Below are 22,856 nucleotides of genomic sequence, written 5' to 3' on the forward strand. Positions count from 1 at the left end.
CGGGACTCCCGCTTAGTGCGCGCGCGGCGCGGCTGAGGGAAGGAAGGGTTCGACGCTGCCCGTCCGCATCGCCTCGATCTCACCCTCGGCCTCGCCGATCTCGGTGAGCACCTTCAGCGTGGCGGCGGCCTCTTCCTCGTCAATGACGCTCATGGCGAAGCCCACATGCACCAGTACCCAGGCGCCGATCAGCTCATCGAGCGGGCGGCCGGGCGCGGCGACGCAGACCACATCGACGGTGCGGCGCACGCCGGACACATCGACGCTGGCGAGCATGGCCTCTTCATCGACGATGGCGACGATGCGGCCGGGTATGCCGAGACACATGGCGTTTTCTCCTCAATGGCTACTGCCGAACGTGCCGTCGCGAGCGATGCCGTAGCGGTCGAGCTTGGCGCGCAGACCGACGCGCGACAGGCCGAGTTCCTCCGCCGCGCGGCTCTTGTTCCAGCGGCAGCGCAGCAGCGTTTCCATCAGGATCAGCGCTTCCATGCGCTCGATGCGGTCCTTGAGCGGGCCGGTATCCTTGACGGCGAGATCGGCCGCCGTCGCGTTGGCGCTGGAGGCGGCAGCCCCGCGCAGCACATGCGGCGACAGCAGGTCGGCGCCCAGCGGCCCGCCCCCGGCCAGCACCAGCATGCGCGTCAGTTCGTTCTGCAATTCGCGCACATTGCCCGGCCAGTCATAGGCCTCGATGCAGGCCAGCGCTTCCTCGGTGAAGCCCTGGGTGCGCTTGCCATGCGCGCTGGACAGGCTGTCGAGAATGCGCGGCGCCAGCACGCGCAGATCGCCCCGCCGCTCGCGCAGCGGCGGCAAGGTGAGCACCATCGCGGCGAGCCGGTAATACAGGTCCTCGCGGAAGCGGCCGGCCTTCACCTCGCCGGCGAGGTCGCGATGGGTGGCGGCGAGGATGCGCACATCCACCCGCCGCGTCTCATTGGCGCCCACCGGGCGGATCTCGCCCTCCTGCAGGAAGCGCAGCAGCTTGACCTGGAAGGCCGGCGACACATCGCCGATCTCATCGAGCAGGATGGTGCCGCCATCGGCCTGATCGAGCAGGCCGATCCGCGTCGTGTGGGCGCCGGTGAAGGCGCCCTTCTTGTGGCCGAACAGCTCGGATTCCAGCAACTCGTCCGGAATCGCCCCGCAATTGACCGCGAAGAAGGGCCGCTCCGAGCGCAGGCTGGAATAGTGGATGGCACGCGCCAGCAATTCCTTGCCCGTGCCCGTCTCGCCCAGCACCAGAACGGGAATGTCGAAGGCGGCGACCTGCGCCGCGCGTCGGCAGACCTCGTTCAGCGGGCTGGCGGGGGTGCGCACCAGCGCGTCGAAATGGAAATTCCGCCGCACCCGCTCCTGCTGCTCGGCAAAGCGCATCTCGGCCGTCGGCGCGGCGAGCTTCAGTTCGAGCGACAGCCGGTCATATTCGCGCTGAAGATGGTAGAGCCGCGCCGCCCCCTGCGCCGCCAGCAGAAGCTGGTCGGGGTGCCAGGGCTTGGTGATGAACTGGTAGATGCCGGCTTCGTTGATGGCGCCGATCATGTCGCGCGGGTCGGTATAGCCGGTGACGATGATGCGCACGACATCCGGCCAGCGCCGGCGGACCTCGGTGAGCAGGTCGACGCCCGAACGGCCGGGCATGCGCTGGTCGCAGAACACGACCTGCACCCACTCATTTTCCAGAATCTCCAGCGCGCGCGTGGCGTCGAGCGCCGTGAACACCTCGAACTCCTCGCCGAGCACGCGGGCGATCACCTCGACCGAGCGTGGCTCGTCATCGACGATGAGGATGCCGGGTCGGGTCTGGCTCACGGCAATGCCTCCGCCGCCGCGCGCAGCGCCCGCGCCCGGTTCTCGGTGTCGGCGGCGAGTTCGGCGAGGCGCCGGCGTCGCACCTCGCCGAGCCAGCCGAGCCAGGCGCCGAGGCCGCCGGGCGACGTGGCGTTCACCTGCAGGATCGAAGCGACGGGGTTGATGCGGGCAATGTTGCGCTCGATCAGCGCCACATCGACATGGAGATGCGGCAGCAAATCGGTCTTGGTGAGCAGAACGAGATCGGCGGCTTCGAAGATGTCGGGATATTTCAGCGGCTTGTCCTCGCCTTCCGTCACCGAGAGCAGCGTCACCCGCTGATCCTCGCCCAGGTCGAAGGCGGCGGGGCAGACGAGATTGCCGACATTCTCGATGAACAGCAGCCCGCCCGGCGGCAGCGGCAGTTCCTCCAGCGCATGGCCGACCATATGCGCGTCGAGATGACAGCCCTTGCCGGTGTTGATCTGCACGGCGGGGGTGCCGGTGGCGCGGATGCGCTCGGCGTCGTTGGCGGTCTGCTGGTCGCCCTCGATCACCGCCGCGGGCACCCGCGCGCCCAGCGCGCGCAGCGTCTCGACCAGCAGCGTGGTCTTGCCGGCACCGGGTCCAGCGAGAAGATTGAAAGAGACGATGCCGCCCGCCTTCAGACGCGCGCGATTTTCAGCGGCAAAGGCGTCGTTCTTGGCGAGAATGCCGCGCTCGATCTCCACCATCCGGCTTTCCGCCGGGGCGGCCGGATGATGCTCGTGGTGATGGTCGTGGTCGTGATGGTGGTCATGCCCGTGGTGATGAGCGTGCCCGTGTTCATGCCCATGCCCGCGCGCCTCGCCCTGGGCGCCCGAGATGGTGACGTTGTCCGATCCGCAGCCGCAAGTCACGCACATCACACCACCTCCAGATCCTTGATACGCATCTCGGTGCCGCCATTGGGCCGCAGCCTCTCGCCACCGCATTGGGGGCATGGGGAAAGCCGGTCGGCGAGCGGTACGGTATCGGAGCAGTCGAAGCACCAGGCGGTGCCGGGCTCGGCGAGAATGTCGAGCTGGGCCGCTTCCGCCAACGAACCACGCATCACCACATCGAAGCCGAAGCGCAGCGCCTCCACCTCGACCCCGGCGAAGGGACCGACCACCAGCCGCACCTTCGTCACCTTGGCGAAGCCATGGGTGCGGGCGGCATCCTTCAGCGAGTCCAGAAGGCTCTCGCACAGCGCCATCTCATGCATGGGCCTTCTCCCGCGCGCCGAGCCGCAGCGTGACCTTGACGCACGGATTGACGCAGGAAATGACGAGGCGCGCCAGCATCGGCGTCTGATCGTTGAGCGGCAAGGCCGCCAGCATGCGGGCGAGCAACCCGTCCGGAGCGAGATTCCACGCGCTCGGCGACAGCACGCGATAGTCCGTGACGAGGCCGCCGGCGACGCGGGCGCGATGCGCCAGCACGCCGCGCGCGGCACGGGCGAGACCGATGCCCGGCCCGGCCGGCGGAAGGGCCTGCGGCGGCGCGCAGGGGGCGGGATCGAGGCAGGCGAGGAGATCGAGCAACCGGGCCAGCATGCGCAGGAACAGGCTCGCGCCTTCACGGGCGTGGAGGTCGCGCAGAAGCGGCACCGCGCGCCACTCGTCGGCAGCGGTGGTCTCGCGCGGAACCGTGGGCGCGCCGGCATCCAGCGCGGCGGCGATGTCGGCCGCGGCGGGCGCGGGCAGTTCGGCGCGGCCCCAGGCCGGATCGACGCGCGCACGGAGATCGGCAAGCCCGCAGGCGGTGGGACTGGGAGCCGCCGCCAGCCAGCGGTCGAGTTCGCCCAGCGTGCAGCCCGCCAGATCAAGGTCGCGGCCGAGCAGATGGCGGCGCAGCCACAGCGGCGCCTCCGCCGTGGCGAGACCGCGCAGCGCCGCATGGTCCGGCATCTGGCCAAGCAGCGACGGCCAGTCGGAGAGAATGGCGAGGGCGTGGTCGCGCAGCCGCTCCTGCCGGGCGAGCGCGGCGGCGCCGGCGGCTTCCGGCGGCAGGGCGAGCGCCTGACGCGACGCCTGCGCATGGGCGGCGCCGCACAGGTTGAAGACAAGCGGCATCAGCCCGGCGACTTCCTCCGCCGGCCGGCCGACGGCCCAGGTTGCTCCCATGCCACCGCCGGCTGCCGCCAGCCGCCAGGGCGACGCGCCGGCGGGGTCCAGCGCGATATCGAGCGCGCCGATCATGCCCCGCTCCCCTGCCCGTTCTCGGGGCCGGCGGCAAGGCCGGCGCCGAAGATGAGGGCGCGGCGGGTCGGCGCGGCAGCGGCCGGGGCCCGCTCCTGCCGAGGCGGCGCCTCCTCGTCCTGCGCGGAGGCATGCTCCGCCTCCACCGCCGCAAGCCGCGCCCGGCGTATGTCGTCGGAACGGTCGCCTTCCTCGCGATGGGCGGGGTCGAACAGCGCGGCGAGCGCGGCACGTGCCGTCTCGCTCGCCTGCAGCATGGAGGTGAAATCGAACATGGGCGAAAACAGCGAGCACGCCTTGTAAGGCCCCGTCTCGGGGCGGTTGGCGCCGACGAATTCATACTCGCCGGAGGGGAAGGCGATGATTTCTTTCGCGCCCGGAACCAGTGCCGACCAGTCCTCGTCCGGTCCCGGCACCAGCACGAGGTTCATGAACCAGGGCGTGACCAGCATGCCGAGCACCCGCTCGCCATGTGGGCGGAAGCCGATGGCCTTCACCTCCAGGGTCTCATTGAGCAGCGGCACGCCGCGCATCTGGCCGACATGTATTTCCCGGAACGCCGCCTCGAAACGGGCTGGCATGGCCGCCGCCAGCGCCGTGAGGCGCGGATCGTCCGCCGGCGACGCGGATGACGGCGCGCGCACGGGTGCCTCCCCATCGGTGTCGATCACCATGAACTGGTCGCGGGCGCCGTCGCATTTCGGGCAGCGCCATTCCTCCGGCAGCGCCGCGAAGGGCGTGCCGGCCGGCACCTGCCAATAGTCGCAGCCCACGGCCGGATCATAGACATGCCAGCAGATCTTGCATTCCAGCACGGCGTTTGGCGCCAGCCGGGCGGCGTCGCCCAGAAACGAACCTTCAAAGCGCTTGGTCAGCATGGAGCGCTCCTAGCGGATCGCGGCGAGGATATCGGCCAGCCGCTCGGCGGAGTCGGCCATGTCCTCCGGCGCGGCACAGGCGACCTCGGGCACATCAGTCACCTCGATCGTGTCGAGGATCAGCGTGTCGGCGGAATTGTAGTACCGCACCCGCCAGACCCCCGCCGTCGCCGTGGCGTCGATGCGGCAATTGCCATAGCCGCGCGAGAGGATGGTGATCCCGCCCCGCCCCAGCCCGGCCTTGATGAGGGCGAGGTCCTCCGGCGTGTGCGGCAGCAGGCTGAGATTGATCACCTGCGGCAGGTCGCCGGGGCGGTGTTCGCGTGCCTTGTGCACGATCTCGGCGAGGATGGCGGGGCCGTTGACCACGCCCGGACGCGGCGTCGCGACAGAGGCGAGGTCGACCGGCCATTCGCGCGGAAACGCCCGCAGCAACGCGCCGCGCGGGAAGGCCGCGATGTCGATCCGCTCGCGCGTGATCGGCGCCGCGCCAGGCGCGGTAGCGGTCGCCCGCAGCCGCCACACGCCCGCGCAACTCGCCTCCTGTATCTCGATGCGTTCGCCCGGCACCTCGACCACGATCGCGACCTCGCCTTCGCCCAGCGTCTCGTCGACCAGCGCCCGGTTGTCCGCGTCCAGCGCATCCAGTGCGACGGTGGTGGAGCCGTTCGGCGTCCATTGCGCCAGCGCGGCGCGGATCGCCTCCAGCGTCGCCAACGCAGGGGCGAAGCGGGCGGGATCGTCCACCTCGGGCAGATGCGCCTCATAGACGCGCATGCCGGAGGGCATGGCGAGATAGGCGAGGCCATCGGCCTCCTCACCCGGCTGGCTGCCGGCGCCGTAGCCGATGGGGGGAACCGTCGCGAAGGGGATGGACGACATGGCGGGCCTCAATGGCTGGCGGCGGGACGGGCAAGGACGGCGGAGAGGCGCTCGAGGAATTCGTCCCAGTCGCGCATGCGCGAGAGCGAGCCGAGCGGCCGCCCGCCGCGCAGAACGACGATAGCCGGCAAAGCAATGCCGCCGAGCTGCTCGCGCAACTGCTTCTCATAGGCCGGCCCGGCCACCGCACCGCCCATGGCTGAGCCCGCGCCCAGCGCGCCGACCAGTTCCGGCAGCACCACGGCGATATCGGGCGTCTCCATATGCGCCTTGCCGTGGGCGGGCAGGAACAGCAGGCTGTCGCCCGCCGGCAGCGTGGCGGCGGCCTCCTCCTCGCTGTCGACATAGGGATAGCCGAGCGCGGTGGTGAGGCGGGCGACGAGCGGATGGAGCGTGTCGGGGGTCATGAAGTTGGCTCCAGGCGGGAAGCGGGCGGGGCGAGATGGGCTGGCAGGGTCGGCTCGCGGCCGACGAGATCGGCAAAGGCGTGGTCGATGGCCGCCGCGTCGCCGCTCAGTGCAGCCGCGACGGCGTCGAGCGCCTGCGCGATCAGGCGCGCCTCCTCGGCGTCGAGCAGGCGGCGGCCGGTGCCGAGAAAGGTCAACACATGGTCGCCCGGGCGCGCCTCCGGCAGCAGCGACACGTCGATGAGCTGCATCTCCCCGCCCCGCCGACACTGGGCCGCATGGCCGTCGACGCTAAGGATTTGCATGGGGATGCCGAGGCACATGGGGCCGCTCCTAGCGCCAGCCGGCGAGCACGCGCGCATCGCCGATGCGGCAGGCATCCTCGGCAGCCGGGCGGCCGGCCTCATAGACCTCGCGGCTGATGGCGGGCGGGGTGAAGCCCTCTTCCGAGCGGCGCGGGGCCACGCGCACCCCGAACTCGTCAGCGAGCAGGCGCAGCACCTCGGCCAGCGCCGGCTCGACCTGCGCGGCGATGGCGGGGGTGAGGCCGCCGCCATAATCGTCGAGCCGTTCCGGCTGAACGCCGACCAGCCGCAGTCGCGCCGGGGCGCAACCGCGCAGCTGCAACAGCGCCAGCACTTCCTGGAAGCCGGTCTGGTGCAGGCTCACCTTGCGGGCGCCGAGCACCGCCGGCACCTCGTCGTCGGCCAGCAGCTTCAGCGTCGCCGGCGGCAGGCCATAGTCGATGGCGTCGACAATGATGACCGCCTCCGCCTCTTCCAGATAGGGCAGCAGGTAGAGGCCCTGCGTGCCGCCATCGAGCGCGGTGACGTGTTCGGGCAGCTCGTAGCGCGCCTGCAATTCCTCGATGACGCGGACGCCGAAGCCCTCATCCGCCCATAGAATGTTGCCGATGCCGAGTATGAGAATGCGTTCGTCGGCCATAAGCGGCGTCTCCCCAAGCGACTTTTCCGTTCCCTAGGCGCGAGCGGTCTGATCGCCACTCTTTTGAATCTGTCTCAATTCAAACAGCATGCCAATCGGGGGCACACCCATTAAGTCGTTGGCGATATTGTCGAATTCTACAGACCCGCAATTCCACTCGGGGGCAGATTGGAAGGATTATTTCCAGTATTCGCCCCAAATGGAAATCAGTCATCCAGGCAAAAAGAAGGGCGCGGCCGAAACCGCGCCCTCAAAGCCGGCCTGTCCCCGCAGGCCGTATTCCGGGAAGGACCGGAATCTCAGTCGGGATCGTCATCCTTGAAGGTGCGCACGCCCGAGACCATCGTGGAGACGATGGACTGGCGGGACATGATGTCCTCGCGGATCGCCGCATAGACGTGGACGATGATGAACAGCAGGATCGCCCACATGCCGAGACGGTGCCATGTGTGCACGTCGAGGCTGCCGCCGAGCAGCGGAATGACCCAGCCGAACAGATGGTCCTGCCAGCTTCCGGGCCCTGCCCCCTCGGAATAGAGCGCGAAGCCGGTGACGATCATGAACACCGAGCCCACGCCGATGGCCCAGAACATGGCGAACTGCGCCAGCGGGTTGTGGCCGACATATTTCTTCGGCTTGGCTTCGAGGAAGAAGTACCACCGCGCCTCCTCGAACAGGCCGCGCCAATAGGCCCGGCTCCAGAATGGCAGGATGAAGAGCTGCCGCGCATGGTGATTGCCGACGAAGGCCCAGTAGATGCGGAACAGGAAGCCGACGGCGAAGATGTAGCCGGCGGAGAAGTGCAGGAAGCGGATGGTGCCCATCACGTAGTGCTGGCTCGCCTCTCCCGACAGCGTCGGGAGAGGCTGGCCGATGAGATAGCCGGTCAGCGCGAGCACGCTGATCGCCGCCGCATTGGTCCAGTGCCAGAGCCGCACCGGCGCCTCATAGACATAGACGGCGCTCACCCGCCCGACCGGCTCGCCGTCGATGGTGGCGGGCACGGCCGGCGCAGCGTGGAGGGAAGCGGGGTCGATGCTGGTCATCGCCGCCTCCCCTCAGCGCACCGTGACCCGCGCCATCTCCGCCCCATCGGGCGAGATGACGTGCGTCGAGCAGGCGAGGCACGGGTCGAAGGAGTGGAGCGTGCGCAGGATTTCCACCGGCTCCTCCGGCCGCTCCATCGGCGTGTTCATCAGCGAGGCCTCGAAGGCGCCGATATTGCCCTTGGGGTCGCGCGGCCCGCCATTCCAGGTGGTCGGCACGACGCATTGGTAGTTCTCGATCCGCCCGTCCTTGATCTTGATCCAGTGCCCGAGCCCGCCGCGCGGCGCGGCCACCGTGCCGACGCCCTTGGCCTCCTTCGGCCAGGTCGCGGGATCCCATTTCTCGACATTGGCGGTGGAGCTGTCGCCGGCCTTGATGTTGGCGATGAGGTGGTCGAAATCGTCCAGCATCATCTGCGCGCAGTAATGCGCCTCCAGCGCCCGCGCCAGCGTGCGGCCGATAGTGGTCGGCAGCGCCTGCTGCGGGGTGAGACTGGTGCCGGCGAGCGCGTTGAAGCGGCCGAGCGAGTCGTCCACCTGCCCCTTCACATAGTCGACGCCATGGGCATAGGCGAGGATGTAGCGGGCGAGTGGGCCCACCTCCACCGCATTGCCCTTCCAGCGCGGCGCCTTGATCCAGGAGTATTTCGCGCTTTCGTCGATCTCGCGAATGTCGGTTCGCGTGCCCTTCGCGTTGGGGCCGAGTTCGTATTTCGGCTGGGTGACGCCGTCCCAGGGATGCAGACCCTTGTCGGCATTGCCGTCGCCATAGCTGTACCAGCTATGGGTGACGAATTCCTGCACCTGCTCGGGGTCGCGCGGGTCGATGGGGTGCACCTCGTCCCACTTGCCGTTGAGGATGACGCCGCCCGGCAGCCGGTCGGTCTCCTTGCGGCCCTGCACGGCTTCATAGTCGCCATAATCCATGACGTTGAGCCCGGAGAGGCCGCCGCCATAGAGCCAGCCCTTGTAGAAGGAGGCGATGGCGATCACGTCGGGCACGTAGACGTTCTTGGAGAAGGCGAAGGCTTCCTGCAGCTTCAGCTTGACGAAGTTCAGCCGCTCCATGTTCAGCGGCGCGCCGGCCGCCATGTTGCCGTCCATGTTGATGGCGCAGGGCACGCCGCCCACCATGTAGTTCGGATGCGGATTCTTGCCGCCGAAAATGGTGTGGACCTTGACGATCTCCTTCTGGAAATCGAGCGCCTCCAGATAATGCGTCACCGCCATCAGGTCGGCCTCGGGCGGCAGCTTGTAGGCCGGGTTGTCCCAATAGCCGTTCTTGAAGATGCCGAGCTGGCCGCTTTCGACGAATTTCTTCAGCCGGTTCTGCACGTCGCGGAAATAGCCGGGGCTGGAATTGGGATGGTCGGGCCCGACCATCTGCTGTAGCTGCGAGGTCGCCTTCGGGTCGGCCTTCAGCGCATTTACCGGGTTGACCCAGTCGAGAGCGTGGAGGTGATAGAAATGCACGACATGGTCGTGCCATTGCAGCACCTTCGCCATGATCTCGCGGATCAGGAAGGCGTTGTTGGGAATGCGAATGTCCAGCGCATCCTCCACCGCGCGCACCGAGGTGAGCGCGTGGCAGCCGGTGCACACGCCGCAGATGCGCTCGACGAAGGCCCAGGCGTCGCGCGGGTCACGCCCCTTCAGGATCACCTCCAGCCCGCGCCACATGGTGCCGGTGGAGACCGCGTTGCGGATGACATTGTTGGAATCGACATTCACCTCGCAGCGCATATGGCCTTCGATGCGGGTGACCGGATCGACGACGATGCGCTTGCCGGAAGTGTCGAGGCTGAAGCCGTTCGGGGTCTGGATGGTCATGCCGCGTCTCCCGTGTGGCTGGAGCCGTTCGAGCCATTGCCGTGCTTGTGCTGGGCACGCTTGAGCGCGCTCACCGCGGCGTGCAGCGCCACCGCGCCGCCCACCGCCGCCGCCGCGCCGAGGCCGACGCGGTCGGCGGTGGATTCGATGCCGAAGCCGACGCCCTGCAGGTCGGTGAGGCGCGCATACCACGAGCCCTTGTCCCAGAAGCCGTCTTCCGAGCAGCCGATGCAGCCATGGCCGGCCTGGATCGGGAAGGACGTGCCCTCGTTCCAGCGCACGGTGGAACAGGCATTGTAGGTGGTCGGGCCCTTGCAGCCGACCTTGTAGAGGCAATAGCCCTTGCGCGCGCCCTCATCGTCGAAGGACTCGACGAACTGGCCGGCGTCGAAATGCGGCCGGCGATAGCATTTGTCGTGGATGCGCTGGGAGTAGAACATCTTCGGTCGCCCCTGCCGGTCCAGCTCGGGCATGCGGTCGAAAGTGAGCATATAGGTGATGACCCCGGTCATCACCTCGGCGATGGGCGGGCAGCCCGGCACCTTGATGATCGGCTTGTCGGTGATGACCTCGTGGACCGGCGTGGCGCGGGTCGGGTTCGGGCGCGCCGCCTGCACGCAGCCATGCGAGGCGCAGGAGCCCCAGGAGATCACCGCCTTGGCGTCCTTCGCCACCATGCGGAGCTGGTCGAGGAAGGGCTTGCCGCCGATGATGCAGTACATCCCGTCTTCGTTGAGCGGCGGGTTGCCCTCCACGGCGAGGATGTAGTTGCCCTTGTACTTCTCCATCACCTCCTGAAGGATCGCCTCGGCCTGATGCCCGGCGGAGGCCATCAGCGTGTCGTCATAGTCGAGCGAGATCATCGACAGCACGACATCCTTGGCCAGCGGATGCGCCGAGCGGATGAAGCTCTCCGAGCAGCAGGTGCATTCCAGCCCGTGCAGCCACAGCACCGGGGTGCGCGGCTTGGTCTCCATGGCATGGGCGATCTGCGGCACGAATTCCGGGCCGAGACCGAGCGCGGCAGCGGTCAGCGAACAATATTTGAGGAAGGATCGGCGGGTGATGCCCTGCCGTCGCATCACCTCATAAAACGTCTCAAGCCCAGCCATGCGGCTCCCTCCGGTGTGCTTGTTGTCCGGCGCGTCGGCGCGCACCGATGCAAGGACAACAGCAACCCGTGTGCCAGGACGTTTTCTCTATACAACTCAACGATTTGACGGAACCGACCCGCCGGTCGCCCGGAAGCGGCGGAACCGCTTTGCGCCCGAGGCGGTAAGACGCTTACCGCTCGATCCGCCGCGCGGCGGCGATGACGGCCTGCCCGAGGGCGAGGCCGCCATCATTGGCCGGAACCTCGCCGGGCAGCAGCAGGCTCAGGCCGGAAGGCTCCAGCCGCGCCACCAGCATCTCCAGCAGCAATGCGTTCTGGCAGACGCCGCCGGACAGCGCGATGGCGCTCGCCCCGTGCGCGGCGGCAAGCGAGAGAGCGTGACCGGCAAAGGCTTCCGCCACCCCCACATGGAAGCGCCTCGCGATGGGACCGGGCGGCACGCCCGCCGCTTGGTCGGCGCACGCCGCCCGCCACATCGGGGCGGGGTCGATCTCCATGAGATCGTCCATCTGTGCGCACCCGAAGGGATAGGACGGCGCATCTGCCGCCATTTCCGCCACCGCCTGCAACGCCAGCGCCGCCTCTCCCTCGAAGCTGAGGCGGAGCGGCGCGAGGCCGAGCAGCGCGGCCATAGCGTCGAACAGCCGCCCGGCGGAACTCGCCAGCGGCGCGTTCAGACCGCGCGCGATCATCGCCCGCAGCGTCGCGGCCGGAAGCCTCGTGAACAGCGCATCCGGCACCGCCGCCGGCCCCAGCGCGGCGTCGAGATGGGCGAGCAGCACCCGCCAGGGCTCGCGATTGGCCGCGTCGCCGCCGGCGAGCGGGATCGGCCTCAGCCGCGCGAGCCGGCGGCTGGTGCGGTAGTCGCAGAGTAGGATTTCCGCGCCCCAGATGGTGCCGTCCGCGCCGAGCCCAAGCCCGTCAAGCGCGATGCCGATCACCGGCCCAGCCTCCAGCGGCCAACCGTGTTCGGCCATCACGGCGGCGATATGGGCGTGGTGGTGCTGCACCGTGACCAGCGGCAGGCCGCGCGCGACCGCGAGCGCGGCGCCGAAGCGGCTCGGCCGGTAGTCCGGATGCCTGTCGACCGCGATCGCGGCCGGGCGATGGTGGAACAGTGCGGAATAATCGCCGATGGCCCGCTCGAACGCCTCCTGCGTCGCCGGTTCGTCGAGATCGCCGAAATGGTGCGACAGCAGTGCCTTGCCACCGATCGTGAGGCAGATCGCGCTTTTGAGGTCGCCGCCGAGCGCCAGCACCGGCGGGGCGTGGGCGAAGCCGGCCGGCAGGTTGCGCGGCGCCGGGGCAAACCCGCGCCCGCGCCGCATCACCTGCACCTCCCCGGCGGCAAGCTGCACCACACTGTCATCGAGCCGGCGGGCAATGGGGCGGTCATGGGTGAGGAAGCCGTCAACAAGGCCGGCAAGCCCGGCCCGCGCCTCCTCGTCGCGAAATATCTGCGGCTCGCCGGAGCGGTTGCCGCTGGTCATCACCAGCGGGCGCCCCACCGCCTGCATCAGCAGATGATGCAGCGGCGTGTAGGGCAGCATCACCCCGAGCCGGTTCTGCCCGGGGGCGAGCGAGGCCGCGAGCGACTCTCCTGCGGAGACCGCCCCGGCGCGCAAGCGCAGCAGCACGATTGGCCCGGCGGGATGGGCCAGCGCCGCCTGTTCCGCCGCCCCCACCTCGCACAGCGCCGCGACCATGGCCGGATCGCGCAGCATCACCGCCAGCGGTTTGGTCGGGCGATGCTTGCGGGCGCGCAGCTCCGAAACCGCCGCCTCATCGGTCGCGTCGCAGGCGATGTGGAAGCCGCCGATCCCCTTGATGGCGAGGATGCGGCCCTCCCTCAGGCGTGCGGCGGCGGTCTCCAGCGGGTCGCCCTCGACCACCTCCCCGCCCGCCTCCAGCCACAGCTTCGGCCCGCACTCCGGGCAGGCGATGGGCTGGGCATGAAAGCGCCGGTCGGCGGGGTCGTCATATTCCGCCCGGCAGGCCGCACACATCGCAAAGCCACGCATGGTGGTGGTGGCGCGGTCATAGGGCAGGCCTTCGACGATGGAGAAGCGCGGCCCGCACTCGGTGCAGTTGGTGAAGGCATAGCGGTGGCGGCGGGCGGCGGGGTCGGCGATCTCGGCGCGGCAGGCCGGGCAGGTGGCGATGTCGGCGACGATGCCGACCGACACCGTGCCGGGGGCGCTGGCGGCGATGCTGAAGCCGCTGCGGGCGAGGACCGGCACCGCCCGGCGCTCGACCGCCTCCACGCGGGCGAGCGGCGGTGCCTCGGCGGTGAGCGCGGCGGCGAAGGCGTCGAGAGCGGGAGGCGGCCCGGAAGCGACGATGACCACCGCATCGCCGCGATTGCTCACCTCGCCGTCGAGCCCAAAGCGCTGCGCCAGCCGCCACACGAAAGGCCGGAAGCCGACGCCCTGCACGATGCCGCGAACGATGATCTCCTCGCTGGGCATGGCGCGGCTCAATGCACCGTGCAGACCATGCAAGGGTCGAAGGAGCGCACGATGTGCTGCACCGCCACCGGCGTCGTCTCGCCCTGGCGGACCGGCGCGCCGACCAGCGCCGCCTCCAGCGGGCCGGGCATGCCGGCGCCATCGCGCGGCGAGAAATTCCAGGTGGTCGGCGCGATGATCTGATAGCCGGCGATGCGCCCGTTCTCCACCCGCAGCCAGTGGCCCAGCGCGCCGCGCGCCGCCTCCGTGAGCCCCGCCGCACGGCCATGGTTGGGGAAGCTGCCCTGCGCGCACCAGGGCGCGCCGGGGGTGAGTTCGTGCACCCAGCGCTCCATGGCGATGAGCGTGCGTGCGGTCTCCACCAGTCGCGCCACCACCCGGGCCAGCACGCTGCCGCCCTCGCGGAGCACGAGGTCGCGGATCAGTGGCTGACCGTCCACCATCTGCCGGGCGACGGCGCCGGTCTCGAACGGCAGGCCATTAAGGCGCGGCGCCTTGCACCAGCTATAGCCGGTCTCGTCCTCGGCATCCGGCAGGGTCGAGCCGTCAAAGGGATGGTGCGGGCGGGAGCGATGCTCCATCCGCGCATGTGTGTGGTCTTCCGCGATCGCCGCTGTATCCACCTCGCCCGGCCCGGCAGCGGTGAAGATGCCGCGCGCATAAAGCGGCATCTCCGCGCCGGGATAGGCGCCATAGCTGAGATAGCGGTCATAGGCACGGCCCATCCGGCCGAGGTCGAGATCGGCGGCGATGTCGAGGAAGAGGCGGAAATCACCTTCCGGGCCGGCGGCGCGCCAGCGGTCCAGCTCCTCGCGGGTGGAAAGTTCGGCCACGCGCTCCAGCTTGGCCCCGAACAATCCCTCTTCCAGCGCCCGCCGCACTGCGCCGAGCGTGGCGGCGAGGCGCACCTTGTCGCGCGCATCGGCGCCGCGCGTCACCCCGCCCGGCTGGATCGCCAGCGTGTGCGGCCAGCGCCCGGCGAGCAGGCCGAGCACATGCAGCAGCGTCGTGCGCGTCTCCAGCGCCTTGCGCACCGCGCTGCCCTGCGCCGCCTTGAAGCGCGCTTCGACACGCGGGAACCACGGCCGCTCCGCATAAAGGGCGCGGGCGAAGTCCGGCATGAAGAAGACGTGGAAATGGGTGAGATGGTCGGCGACATTCTCGGTGGCGACGATGAGATTGGTCGCCACACGGCCATTGTCGGTCGGCACCAGCCCCTGCACCCCGGCGAGCGCCAGCGCGGCGGCGTGGGATTGCGACACCGAGCAGATGCCGCAGATGCGCGGCGCGATCACCAGCGCGTCGCGCGGATCGCGGCCTTCCAATATGCGCTCGAAGCCGCGGAACAGCGGCGACGACACGAAGGCCGCCTCCACCCGCCCCTGCGCCAGTTCCAGCCGCACTTCCAGGTCGCCCTCGACCCGGTTGAACGGGCCGACGACGAGCCGCGTCGTGCCCTCGGATGCACCTGGGTCACTCATCGGCGCTTGATGTCGCGCACGGCGGGCGGGCGCACCACATGGTCGCTGGTCGCGTTCAGCCGCAGCCGCTCCGGCGTCGCCGCCTTGGCGAGCGAGGACAGCGCCACGAACCAGGCTTTCGGCATGTCGGTGGGCAGGCCGACGGGGAAGCCGGCGATCTTCGGCGTCTCGACGAAGGCGTGGCCGGGCTCCTCGAATTCCGGCGCGGTGCAGTTGATGCAGGCATAGCCGCCGCGCGTGCAGGAGCCCTCCCCGTTCCACAGCCTTGTGTTGCAATCGGCATGCGCCTGCGTCCCGAGGCAGCCGAGATGCTCCATCATGCAGCCGAGATCGGACATCTTCTCCGCGCTGGCCTTGTACTCGTAATATTCATTGCGCGGGCAGCCATGATGCACAAGGTGGTCGGCATAGAAGCGCGGGCGGCGATACACATCGAGATCGTCCGCCCCCAGCAGCCCGGCCGCCAGCAGCATCAGCGTTTCCGTCACCCAGTTCGGGTGCGTCGGGCAGCCCGCGACATTGATGACCGGCAGGCCGGAACGGGAGCGGAAGGCCGCGCCCAGCGCCCCGCCCTCGCGGCGCCCGTCATATTGCAGGCCGCAGGCATCGGTGGGGTTGGCGCCGGCGGCGGTGACGCCGCCATAGGCGGCGCAAGTGCCGACCGCAACCACATTTTCCGCCACCGCCGCGAGCCGCCGCACCCAGTCGATGGTGGGCACACCCGTGCCGGCGAGGATGTGGAAGCGCCCGGTGTCCTTCGGCCCGCGCAGCATGGCGCCTTCCACGCAGAGCGCATCGAGCCGAAGCGTGCCGTCGAGCACCTGTTCGAACAGCGCCACCGCCTCCGCCCCGGTCTCCTCGGACAGGGTCGGGTGCCAGAGGAAGCGGATATTGGCGCTCTCCAGCGTGGTGGCGAGGTCCGGCGCCTCGGCGCACAGCATCGACATGGTGCAGCCGCCGCACCCGCCGGACTGGATCCACAGCACGTTGAAAGGCGTGGCTTCGGGGGGAACGGGCACCGGCTCAATCTCCGTTCGCGGCGCGGGCGGCCGGCAGGGTCAGCGTCATCACCGCTCCGCCCTCGGGGTGGTTGGCGGCTTCCAGCGTGCCGCCATGCTCCTGCACGATGCCATAGCTGATGGACAGGCCGAGCCCGGTGCCCTTGCCGATCGGCTTGGTGGTGAAGAACGGGTCGAAGATGCGCGAGGCGATCTCCGGCGCGATACCCGGCCCGGTGTCGCGCACGGCGAGCATGACCGCCTCTCCCGCCCGGCCGGTGATCTCCAGCCGCTGCACGCTCTGGCCCTCCATGGCGTCGAGCGCGTTCTGCACCAGATTCATCAGCACCTGATGGATATGGCCGGGATGGCCGATGACGGTGAGACCTTCGGCCATGTCGAAATGCGTCTCGATGGCCGGCCGCTGCGCCTTCGCCACCCAGTCCAACGCCGAGTGCACCAGCGGCGCCAGTTCGAAAGCCTCCCACGCCTCGCGCCGTTCCGAGGAGAAGTGGCGCAGATCGGCGACAATGTCGCGCACCCGCTCGGCGCCCTCCAGCATGCCGTCTAGCGTGCCGGCGATGTTGGCGAGCGTGGTGTCGATCTTCAGTTCCGCCTGCAGCCGGGCAAGCGCCGGGCCGCTCACCCCGCCATGCACCGCCTCAAGATAGGCGGTCAGCCGGGCACCATAGCGCTTCAGCGTGTGGGCATTGCCATAGACGAAGGAGATCGGGTTGTTCAGCTCATGCGCCACGCCGGCGACGAGACGGCCGAGCGAGGCCATCTTTTCGGAATGAACGAGCTGCTGCTGCGTCTGCTTCAGCCGCTCATGCGCGGCGGCAAGGTCGCTATAGGCCTGGCGCAACTCGCCGATGGGCCGGCCGACCAGCACCATGCCGACCGATCGCCCGCGCGCATCGAATCGCACCGCGCCATTGACCGATACGGGCAGCGGGCCGGCGGGCGTGGCGAAGATGAGTTCGCGGTCGCTGATGCGCGCGCGCCGCTCAATAGCCGCACGCAGATCCTCGAAGCGGGTCGGGGATTCGGGTGCCAGAAGCTCGCGCAGCGGCCGCCGCTCCAATTCGCTCAGCGGCACCCCGAAAGCGCGCTCGGCGGCGCGGTTGACCTGCTCGATACGGCCGGAGGGGTCGCAGGCGATGAGCACGTCGGTCATCGACGACATCAGCCCGGCGATGAAGGTCTGCGCCTCCTCAAGCTCGGCGTTCTTCTGTTCGAGCGCGACCTGCTGGGCGACGAGCTCGGCATAGGTCTCGTCCATCTTGCGAATGACGGCGATCCAGGCATCGTCGGCCTGGCCGGCGAACGGGCTCAGCAGCTCCCCGGTCGGGAGAGCCTCCGGCGAGCCCTTCTGCGGCGCTTTCGGCGTGTGCGACATGTCACCAGCACGGTCGGTTTTCCCGCACAGTAGAATGCGCGCACGGGGCCGGCAATGACACCCCGCCCCGACGGTCTCGCCGCGTCACTCCCGCCCGCCCGGCTCCGGCTCGAGGAGATACTCGATGTGGCGCCGGCCATGGGCCCCGGGGCGGATGGCCACCTCGACACCGAACACCTCGCGGATCAGCGCGGGGGTAAGCACCTCCTCCGGCGCCCCCGCCGCCACCAGCCGGCCGACGCAGAGCACGCCGATGCGGTCGCAGAACAGCGAGGCGAGGTTGAGGTCGTGCAGCGCCACGATGCAGGTCACCCCAAGCCGCCGCACCAGGCCGAGAATGGCGAGCTGGTGCTGGATGTCGAGATGGTTGGTTGGCTCGTCGAGAATGAGTTCGCGCGGCGCCTGCGCCAGCGCGCGGGCGATATGGACGCGCTGGCGCTCGCCGCCCGACAGCGTGTGCCAGTATTGGTCATGCCGCTCCATCAGCCCGACCCGCTCCAGCGCCGCATCCACCGCCGTCTCGTCCTCGCGGCTCCAGGAGGCGAAGGCGGCGCGGTGTGGCGTTCGCCCCAGCCGCACCACGTCGCAGACGGTGAGCGCGATCTCGGTCGTGGCCTGCTGCTCGACAAAGGCGAGGCGCCGGGCGAGATCACGGCGGGCGACACCGGCGATGTCGTGCCCGTCCAGCGTCACCACGCCGCTCGCCACGTTTCGCAGCCGGCAAAGCAGGCGCAGCAGGCTCGACTTGCCCGAGCCATTGGGGCCGATGAGACCGAGCACCCGGTTGGGCTCGACCTCCAGCGTCACGCCGTCGACAATGAGCTTGCCGCCGGCACCCCAGCGCACATCATGGGTAGCGAGCGTCATGCCGGCCGCCGCGCGCGATAGAGGATAAGGGCGAAGGCCGGCGCGCCCACCAGCGCGGTGACGATGCCAATCGGCAGGATCTGCTGCGGCACCAAGATGCGCGAGAGCACATCGGCGAGGATCATGAACACCGCGCCGATGACGAGGCAGGCCGGCAGCAGCCGGGCATGGCCGGGGCCGACGAGGAAGCGCGCGGCATGCGGAATGACCAGCCCGACAAAGCCGACCGTGCCGACGATCGCCACCATGGTGGCGGTGAGCAGCGCGGTGGTCGCCAGCAGCACCAGCCGCACCCGCGTCACATGGATGCCGAGCGAGGCCGCCGCATCGGCGCCGAAGGCGAAGGCATCCAGCGCCTTGGCGTGGACCATGCACACAAGGAAGCCGAGCAGCGCCACTGGTGCCGCCACCGCGAGGTCGGGCCAGCGCACGCCGCCGAAATTGCCCAGCAGCCAGAACATCACGCCGCGCGCCTGTTCAGCGCTCGCCATGGTGGTGACGATGGTGGCGGTGGCCGCGTTGAACAATTGCGAGCCGGCGACTCCGGCGAGAATCACCCGGTCGCTGGCCCCGCCCGCCCCGGCGGCGAGCAGGCCGACCAGCACCAGCGCCGCCACCGAGCCGAGAAATGCCCCGCCGGAAAGCCCCAGCGTCGCCCCGCCAAAGCCGAGGATCATCACCGCCACCGCGCCCGTCGAGGCGCCGGCGGAAACGCCGAGAATATACGGCTCCGCCAGCGGGTTGCGCAGCAGCGCCTGCAGGATGGCGCCGGAAAGCGCCAACGCGCCACCGCACAAGGCCGCCATCAGCGCCCGGCTCAGCCGGTACTCGAAGATCACCCCCTGCTGGATGGCGCTGACGGGATAACCAAGACCGAACAGCCCGTTGCCGAGCGCGCGGAAGGCGACGCCGAGCGGGATCGGCATCTCGCCCACCGTCACTGCCAGCGCGATGGCGACGACCAGCGCGGCGAGGGAAAGGCCGGCGAGGGCAAGCCGCGCCGGCCAGTTCGGCCCGATGGCGATGTGGCTCAATGGACCAGACCGAAGCCCTGCACCGCCGTGGCGATGGCCTCCAGCCCGTCCACCGTGTCCATGCCCGGCCGCGTGGCGGCGACATCGACGATGACGATGCGCCCGTTCTTCACGGCGGAGAGCTGGCTGGCCACCGGATCGGTCTTGAGGAAGGCGAGCTTGGCGTCGATGTCGTCGGCGGGAAAGCGGCGGCGGTCCATCTTCACCAGAACCAGCACGTCGGGATCGTTGGCGGCGATGGTCTCCCACCCCACCAGCGGCCATTCCTCCTGCGTGGTGATGATGTTGCGGATGCCGAGCTGTTCCATCACATAGGCCGGCACGCCGTTCTTGCCGGCGAGGAAGGCGTCGCCCTTGATCTCCTTGCTGGAGAACCACAGCGCCATCGACACGTCCTTGCCGTTCAGTGTCGCGACGGTGCGGGCGGCTTCCGCCTCGCGCGCCTTCAGGCGGGCGACCAGCGCCTCGGCGCGGTCCGACACGTCGAAGATGGCGCCATATTCAAGGATGTTCCGGTAGAGAAGTTCGGTCGAATACATCTGGGTACGCACCCCGTCGCCGGCGCCGCTATTATCCTTGCCGACGCAGTCGGTGGGCGAGACATAGACCGGCACCTTCACCGCGTCGAAGCGCTCGCGCTTGCCGACGATGCCATTGGGCCCGATGTGCCACTCATACATGGCGACGACGAGGTCCGGCTCCTGCCCGACCACCGCCTCGAAGCTCGGGTCATTGTCGGCGAGCCGCTTCACCCCGGCGTTCACCGTCTCGTAAGGCTTGGCCACGGGGCCGAACCACAGCGCGCTGGCGACCACCCGGTCGCCGAGGCCGAGCGCATAGAGGATTTCCGTCTGCGCCTGGCCGATGCTCACCACCCGCTTGGGCGCGTGGTCGATCACCACCTTGGAACCGCAATTCTCAAGGGTGAGCGGATAGGTCGTGCCGGCGAGGGCCTCGGTCAGGCCCGCGCTCGCGAGCAGGCCAAGCGCCACGGCGAGGCCTTGAGCCGAGCGACGGAGAAGATGAGAGGTCGTGTTGAGCATTGTCACCGCTTCCTGAACAGGAAGACGGGAAGCGTAAAGGAAACCACCCGGGTGGGAGCGAATCGCACTCCCGCGCGGCCGGCAACCTTCGGAGCACCCCGCCCGAAAGATTGTGTGCGATCAGGGCAGGTCTCCTGGCTCGCGGGTCGACGCTGGCTCCGCCCGGCCTTCCCGGCGCGCGGCCGAGGCCGGTGACGCCAGTGGACGATGGGCAGAGGGCTCGCCGCTTACAGTTGCGGGGGCAGCCTCGGCTTCGGCGCGGGGCGCCTCACCGAATTCCCTCTTAGCTTCGGGCAGGGCGCCCGAAGAACCGTGATCGGCGGCGACCGTAACGGCTGGGGCTGCCCCGTCAAGAGCGCCGACCGGCACCAGCCTTTCGCCTTGAATGATACATTGTATCGTTTAGCCGCACAAGAGTGAGGCGGTCGCTCCCCGCCTCTCGCAGGTCGCCCACGTGGTGGCGCAGGGGCGACCGGGCCGGCCGAAACTTGGCCGAGTGGCGATCTTGCCGGGCTCCGAGCGAAACATCATAGTCGATCGTGCAGATTCCCCCGTCGCCGGCAGCGACGGAGGGGAGCCTCCCTTCCAGTTCCAGACGGGCGCGGCGATGGCGCCTCCGTCCTCTCCCCCAGGGGCCCGCCCATGCCGCGCAAGCCGACGAACATCATCTATTCGTCCCAGGAGAAGCCGCCGGCCGGCACCGTGCTCATTCTCGGGGTCCAGCATGCGACGCTGGCCCTGCTGTTCATCGTCTACCCGCTTGTCGCGGCGGCGGAGGCCGGGCTGTCCTTCGACGACACCCAGCTCTTCATCACCAGTTGCATCATCTTCATGGGCATCGCGACGCTACTGGAATGCCTGCCGCGTTACGGCGCGGGCATGCTGCTGGTGCAGATTCCGAACATGGCGCACATGCCGCTGGCGGTGCAGTCGCTTGCCGCCGGCGGGCCGGCGCTTTATGCCGGCATGAGCCTCGTCGCCGCCGTGTCGCAACTGACGCTCTCCCGCTTCATGGGCGCGCTCCGGGCGGTGTTTCCGCCGGAGGTGTGCGGCGTCGCCGTGACCATGCTCGGCGTGGCGCTGGCTGATCCGGCGCTGCGGCGCGTCTTCGGCATTTCAGGCGAGATCACACCGGATCTCGACATGCGCTATGCCATTGTCAGCTCGGTGACGCTGGTCATCATCATCGGCCTCGCCATCTTCTCGCGCGGCATGCTGCGCCTGTTCGCCGTGGCGATCGGCGCGGCGGTGGGCTGGGGGCTGGCGGCCTATCTAGGCGTGGCGCCGGAGCCCAATGCCAGCTTCGCCACCCTGCCCTATATCGACCTGCCGCATCTCGGCCTGCCGGGCCTCAGCTTCTTTTCCTGGGCGCTCATTCCGGCGGCGGTCATCACCGGCGTGCTCTCGGCGGTGGACATGGTCGGCACCGTCGTGTCCATGCAGCGCATGGACGATGCCGACTGGCGCCGCGCCGATCTCGATCAGGCCGGCCGCGCCATTCAGGCGAACTGCATCGGCGATATCGGCACGGCGGTGACCGGCGGCTTCGCCAGCGCCTCCTCCTCGGCCGCCGTCGGCGTCGCCTTCGCCACCGGCACGACGGCGTGGCGGGTCGGCGCCGTCTCCGGCATCCTCATCATCCTTTCCGCCTTCTCGCCCCGCCTCATCGGCGTGCTGACCATCATCCCCTCCCCGGTCATCGGCGCCATTCTCATCTATGCCGCCGCCTTCCTCACCGTGGCGGGCATGGAACTGATCCTGTCGCGCCGGCTGAGCGACCGGCGCATCTTCACCGTGGGCCTCGCCATCCTCACCGGCCTCGCCGTGGCCATCCTTCCCGGCCTCGTCACCCTCACCCCGGAATGGGCGCAGCCCATCGTCGAATCGCCGCTTTCCATCGCCACCGCCGTCGCCATCGTGCTGAACCTGGTGTTCCGCATCGGCATCCGTCAGGAAGCCTCGCGCGAGGTGACGGCGGACGAGAACTCCTTCACCGTCGCCACCGAGTTCCTGGAGCATCAGGGCGATTTGTGGGGCGCGCGCCGCGATGTCATCGCCCTCGCGATCCCCGTCGTGGCGGAAGGTGTGGAAATGCTGCTCGACACCGGGGTCGCCCCCGGCAAGCTGGAGGTCCGGGCACATTTCGACGAGGAGAATTTCGATGTGGCCCTGCTTTATGACGGCGAGCCCATCACCATTCCCGACCACCGCCCCTCGCCGGAAGACCTGCTGGGCGACGCCCATGCGGTGGCCCGCTTCGTCGGTTACATGCTGAGCAAGCGCGCCGACAAGCTGGTGCTCGGCACCGATGGCGCCCGCCAGAAGCTCACCCTGCGCTTCGAGCACTGAGCCCGCCCCGCGCGGCCCTGCGCCGCCGGGCCGTTGCTTGCAAGGGTTTGACTTTGCCGGTACGTCTCGGGTGAAGGGCGGATCGGCGCCCGGCAGCACGAC

Annotated in this window: 21 protein-coding genes and 1 riboswitch; of the genes, 1 reads left to right on the forward strand and 20 read right to left on the reverse strand. The window is 69.3% G+C overall.

What is annotated here, in order from left to right:
- Nucleotides 1–12 precede the first annotated feature (12 nt).
- The 20 genes from hypC to AAC979_RS09505 form a co-directional block, all read right to left on the reverse strand.
- Entirely contained in the window at nt 13–327 is a 315-nt protein-coding gene (gene hypC / locus AAC979_RS09410; protein ID WP_371346573.1) for a HypC/HybG/HupF family hydrogenase formation chaperone, read from the reverse strand.
- A 12-nt stretch (nt 328–339) separates the two neighbouring features.
- Nucleotides 340–1,812 carry a sigma-54-dependent transcriptional regulator gene (locus AAC979_RS09415; RefSeq protein ID WP_371346574.1) on the reverse strand — a complete coding sequence of 491 codons (1,473 nt, stop codon included), beginning with the start codon at nt 1,810–1,812 and terminating at the stop codon, nt 340–342.
- A complete protein-coding gene (hypB, locus tag AAC979_RS09420; RefSeq protein ID WP_371346575.1) occupies nt 1,809–2,696 on the reverse strand; it encodes a hydrogenase nickel incorporation protein HypB in 888 nt (295 codons plus the stop codon). Before hypB ends, AAC979_RS09415 begins: the two co-directional genes overlap by 4 nt.
- Nucleotides 2,696–3,037, reverse strand: a complete 342-nt coding sequence (gene hypA / locus AAC979_RS09425; RefSeq protein WP_371346576.1) for a hydrogenase maturation nickel metallochaperone HypA — start codon at nt 3,035–3,037, stop codon at nt 2,696–2,698. Before hypA ends, hypB begins: the two co-directional genes overlap by 1 nt.
- Nucleotides 3,030–4,013 carry a nickel-dependent hydrogenase large subunit gene (locus AAC979_RS09430; protein ID WP_371346577.1) on the reverse strand — a complete coding sequence of 328 codons (984 nt, stop codon included), beginning with the start codon at nt 4,011–4,013 and terminating at the stop codon, nt 3,030–3,032. The genes hypA and AAC979_RS09430 overlap by 8 nt, the downstream gene beginning before the upstream one ends.
- Complete coding sequence (hybE, locus tag AAC979_RS09435) at nt 4,010–4,891, reverse strand: [NiFe]-hydrogenase assembly chaperone HybE (protein WP_371346578.1); 882 nt, start codon at nt 4,889–4,891, stop codon at nt 4,010–4,012. The genes AAC979_RS09430 and hybE overlap by 4 nt, the downstream gene beginning before the upstream one ends.
- 9 nt (nt 4,892–4,900) lie before the next feature.
- Nucleotides 4,901–5,773, reverse strand: coding sequence for a hydrogenase expression/formation protein (locus AAC979_RS09440; protein ID WP_371346579.1), 873 nt, complete (start codon nt 5,771–5,773; stop codon nt 4,901–4,903).
- An 8-nt stretch (nt 5,774–5,781) separates the two neighbouring features.
- Nucleotides 5,782–6,180, reverse strand: a complete 399-nt coding sequence (locus AAC979_RS09445) for a hydrogenase (RefSeq protein WP_371346580.1) — start codon at nt 6,178–6,180, stop codon at nt 5,782–5,784.
- Complete coding sequence (locus AAC979_RS09450; RefSeq protein WP_371346581.1) at nt 6,177–6,503, reverse strand: HypC/HybG/HupF family hydrogenase formation chaperone; 327 nt, start codon at nt 6,501–6,503, stop codon at nt 6,177–6,179. The genes AAC979_RS09445 and AAC979_RS09450 overlap by 4 nt, the downstream gene beginning before the upstream one ends.
- A 10-nt stretch (nt 6,504–6,513) precedes the next feature.
- Entirely contained in the window at nt 6,514–7,125 is a 612-nt protein-coding gene (locus tag AAC979_RS09455) for a HyaD/HybD family hydrogenase maturation endopeptidase (protein WP_371346582.1), read from the reverse strand.
- 299 nt (nt 7,126–7,424) lie between these two features.
- Nucleotides 7,425–8,171, reverse strand: a complete 747-nt coding sequence (cybH, locus tag AAC979_RS09460; protein WP_371346583.1) for a Ni/Fe-hydrogenase, b-type cytochrome subunit — start codon at nt 8,169–8,171, stop codon at nt 7,425–7,427.
- A 12-nt stretch (nt 8,172–8,183) separates the two neighbouring features.
- Nucleotides 8,184–10,001: a nickel-dependent hydrogenase large subunit gene (locus tag AAC979_RS09465; RefSeq protein ID WP_371346584.1), complete on the reverse strand. Its 1,818-nt coding sequence runs from the start codon at nt 9,999–10,001 to the stop codon at nt 8,184–8,186.
- On the reverse strand, nt 9,998–11,113 hold the full coding sequence (locus tag AAC979_RS09470) for a hydrogenase small subunit (protein WP_371346585.1): 1,116 nt from the start codon (nt 11,111–11,113) through the stop codon (nt 9,998–10,000). The genes AAC979_RS09465 and AAC979_RS09470 overlap by 4 nt, the downstream gene beginning before the upstream one ends.
- Before the next feature lie 172 nt (nt 11,114–11,285).
- Entirely contained in the window at nt 11,286–13,583 is a 2,298-nt protein-coding gene (gene hypF / locus AAC979_RS09475) for a carbamoyltransferase HypF (RefSeq protein WP_371346586.1), read from the reverse strand.
- Nucleotides 13,584–13,591: 8 nt separating this feature from the next.
- Nucleotides 13,592–15,064 carry a nickel-dependent hydrogenase large subunit gene (locus AAC979_RS09480; RefSeq protein ID WP_371346587.1) on the reverse strand — a complete coding sequence of 491 codons (1,473 nt, stop codon included), beginning with the start codon at nt 15,062–15,064 and terminating at the stop codon, nt 13,592–13,594.
- On the reverse strand, nt 15,061–16,083 hold the full coding sequence (locus AAC979_RS09485; RefSeq protein WP_371346588.1) for a HupU protein: 1,023 nt from the start codon (nt 16,081–16,083) through the stop codon (nt 15,061–15,063). The genes AAC979_RS09480 and AAC979_RS09485 overlap by 4 nt, the downstream gene beginning before the upstream one ends.
- Nucleotides 16,084–16,087: 4 nt before the next feature.
- Nucleotides 16,088–17,461 carry a sensor histidine kinase gene (locus AAC979_RS09490; RefSeq protein ID WP_371346589.1) on the reverse strand — a complete coding sequence of 458 codons (1,374 nt, stop codon included), beginning with the start codon at nt 17,459–17,461 and terminating at the stop codon, nt 16,088–16,090.
- 84 nt (nt 17,462–17,545) lie between these two features.
- Complete coding sequence (locus AAC979_RS09495; RefSeq protein ID WP_371346590.1) at nt 17,546–18,328, reverse strand: ABC transporter ATP-binding protein; 783 nt, start codon at nt 18,326–18,328, stop codon at nt 17,546–17,548.
- On the reverse strand, nt 18,325–19,362 hold the full coding sequence (locus AAC979_RS09500; RefSeq protein WP_371346591.1) for a FecCD family ABC transporter permease: 1,038 nt from the start codon (nt 19,360–19,362) through the stop codon (nt 18,325–18,327). The genes AAC979_RS09495 and AAC979_RS09500 overlap by 4 nt, the downstream gene beginning before the upstream one ends.
- Nucleotides 19,359–20,405, reverse strand: coding sequence for an ABC transporter substrate-binding protein (locus tag AAC979_RS09505; RefSeq protein WP_371346592.1), 1,047 nt, complete (start codon nt 20,403–20,405; stop codon nt 19,359–19,361). Before AAC979_RS09505 ends, AAC979_RS09500 begins: the two co-directional genes overlap by 4 nt.
- A 106-nt stretch (nt 20,406–20,511) precedes the next feature.
- Nucleotides 20,512–20,735, reverse strand: a riboswitch (cobalamin riboswitch).
- Nucleotides 20,736–21,047: 312 nt separating this feature from the next.
- Here AAC979_RS09505 and AAC979_RS09510 point away from each other — a divergent pair.
- The gene (locus AAC979_RS09510) at nt 21,048–22,754 is read left to right on the forward strand and encodes a uracil-xanthine permease family protein (protein WP_371346593.1); all 1,707 of its coding nucleotides are present in this window, start codon (nt 21,048–21,050) and stop codon (nt 22,752–22,754) included.
- Nucleotides 22,755–22,856 lie beyond the last annotated feature (102 nt).

The sequence above is a fragment of the Ancylobacter sp. IITR112 genome (assembly GCF_041415945.1).
Lineage (GTDB): Bacteria > Pseudomonadota > Alphaproteobacteria > Rhizobiales > Xanthobacteraceae > Ancylobacter.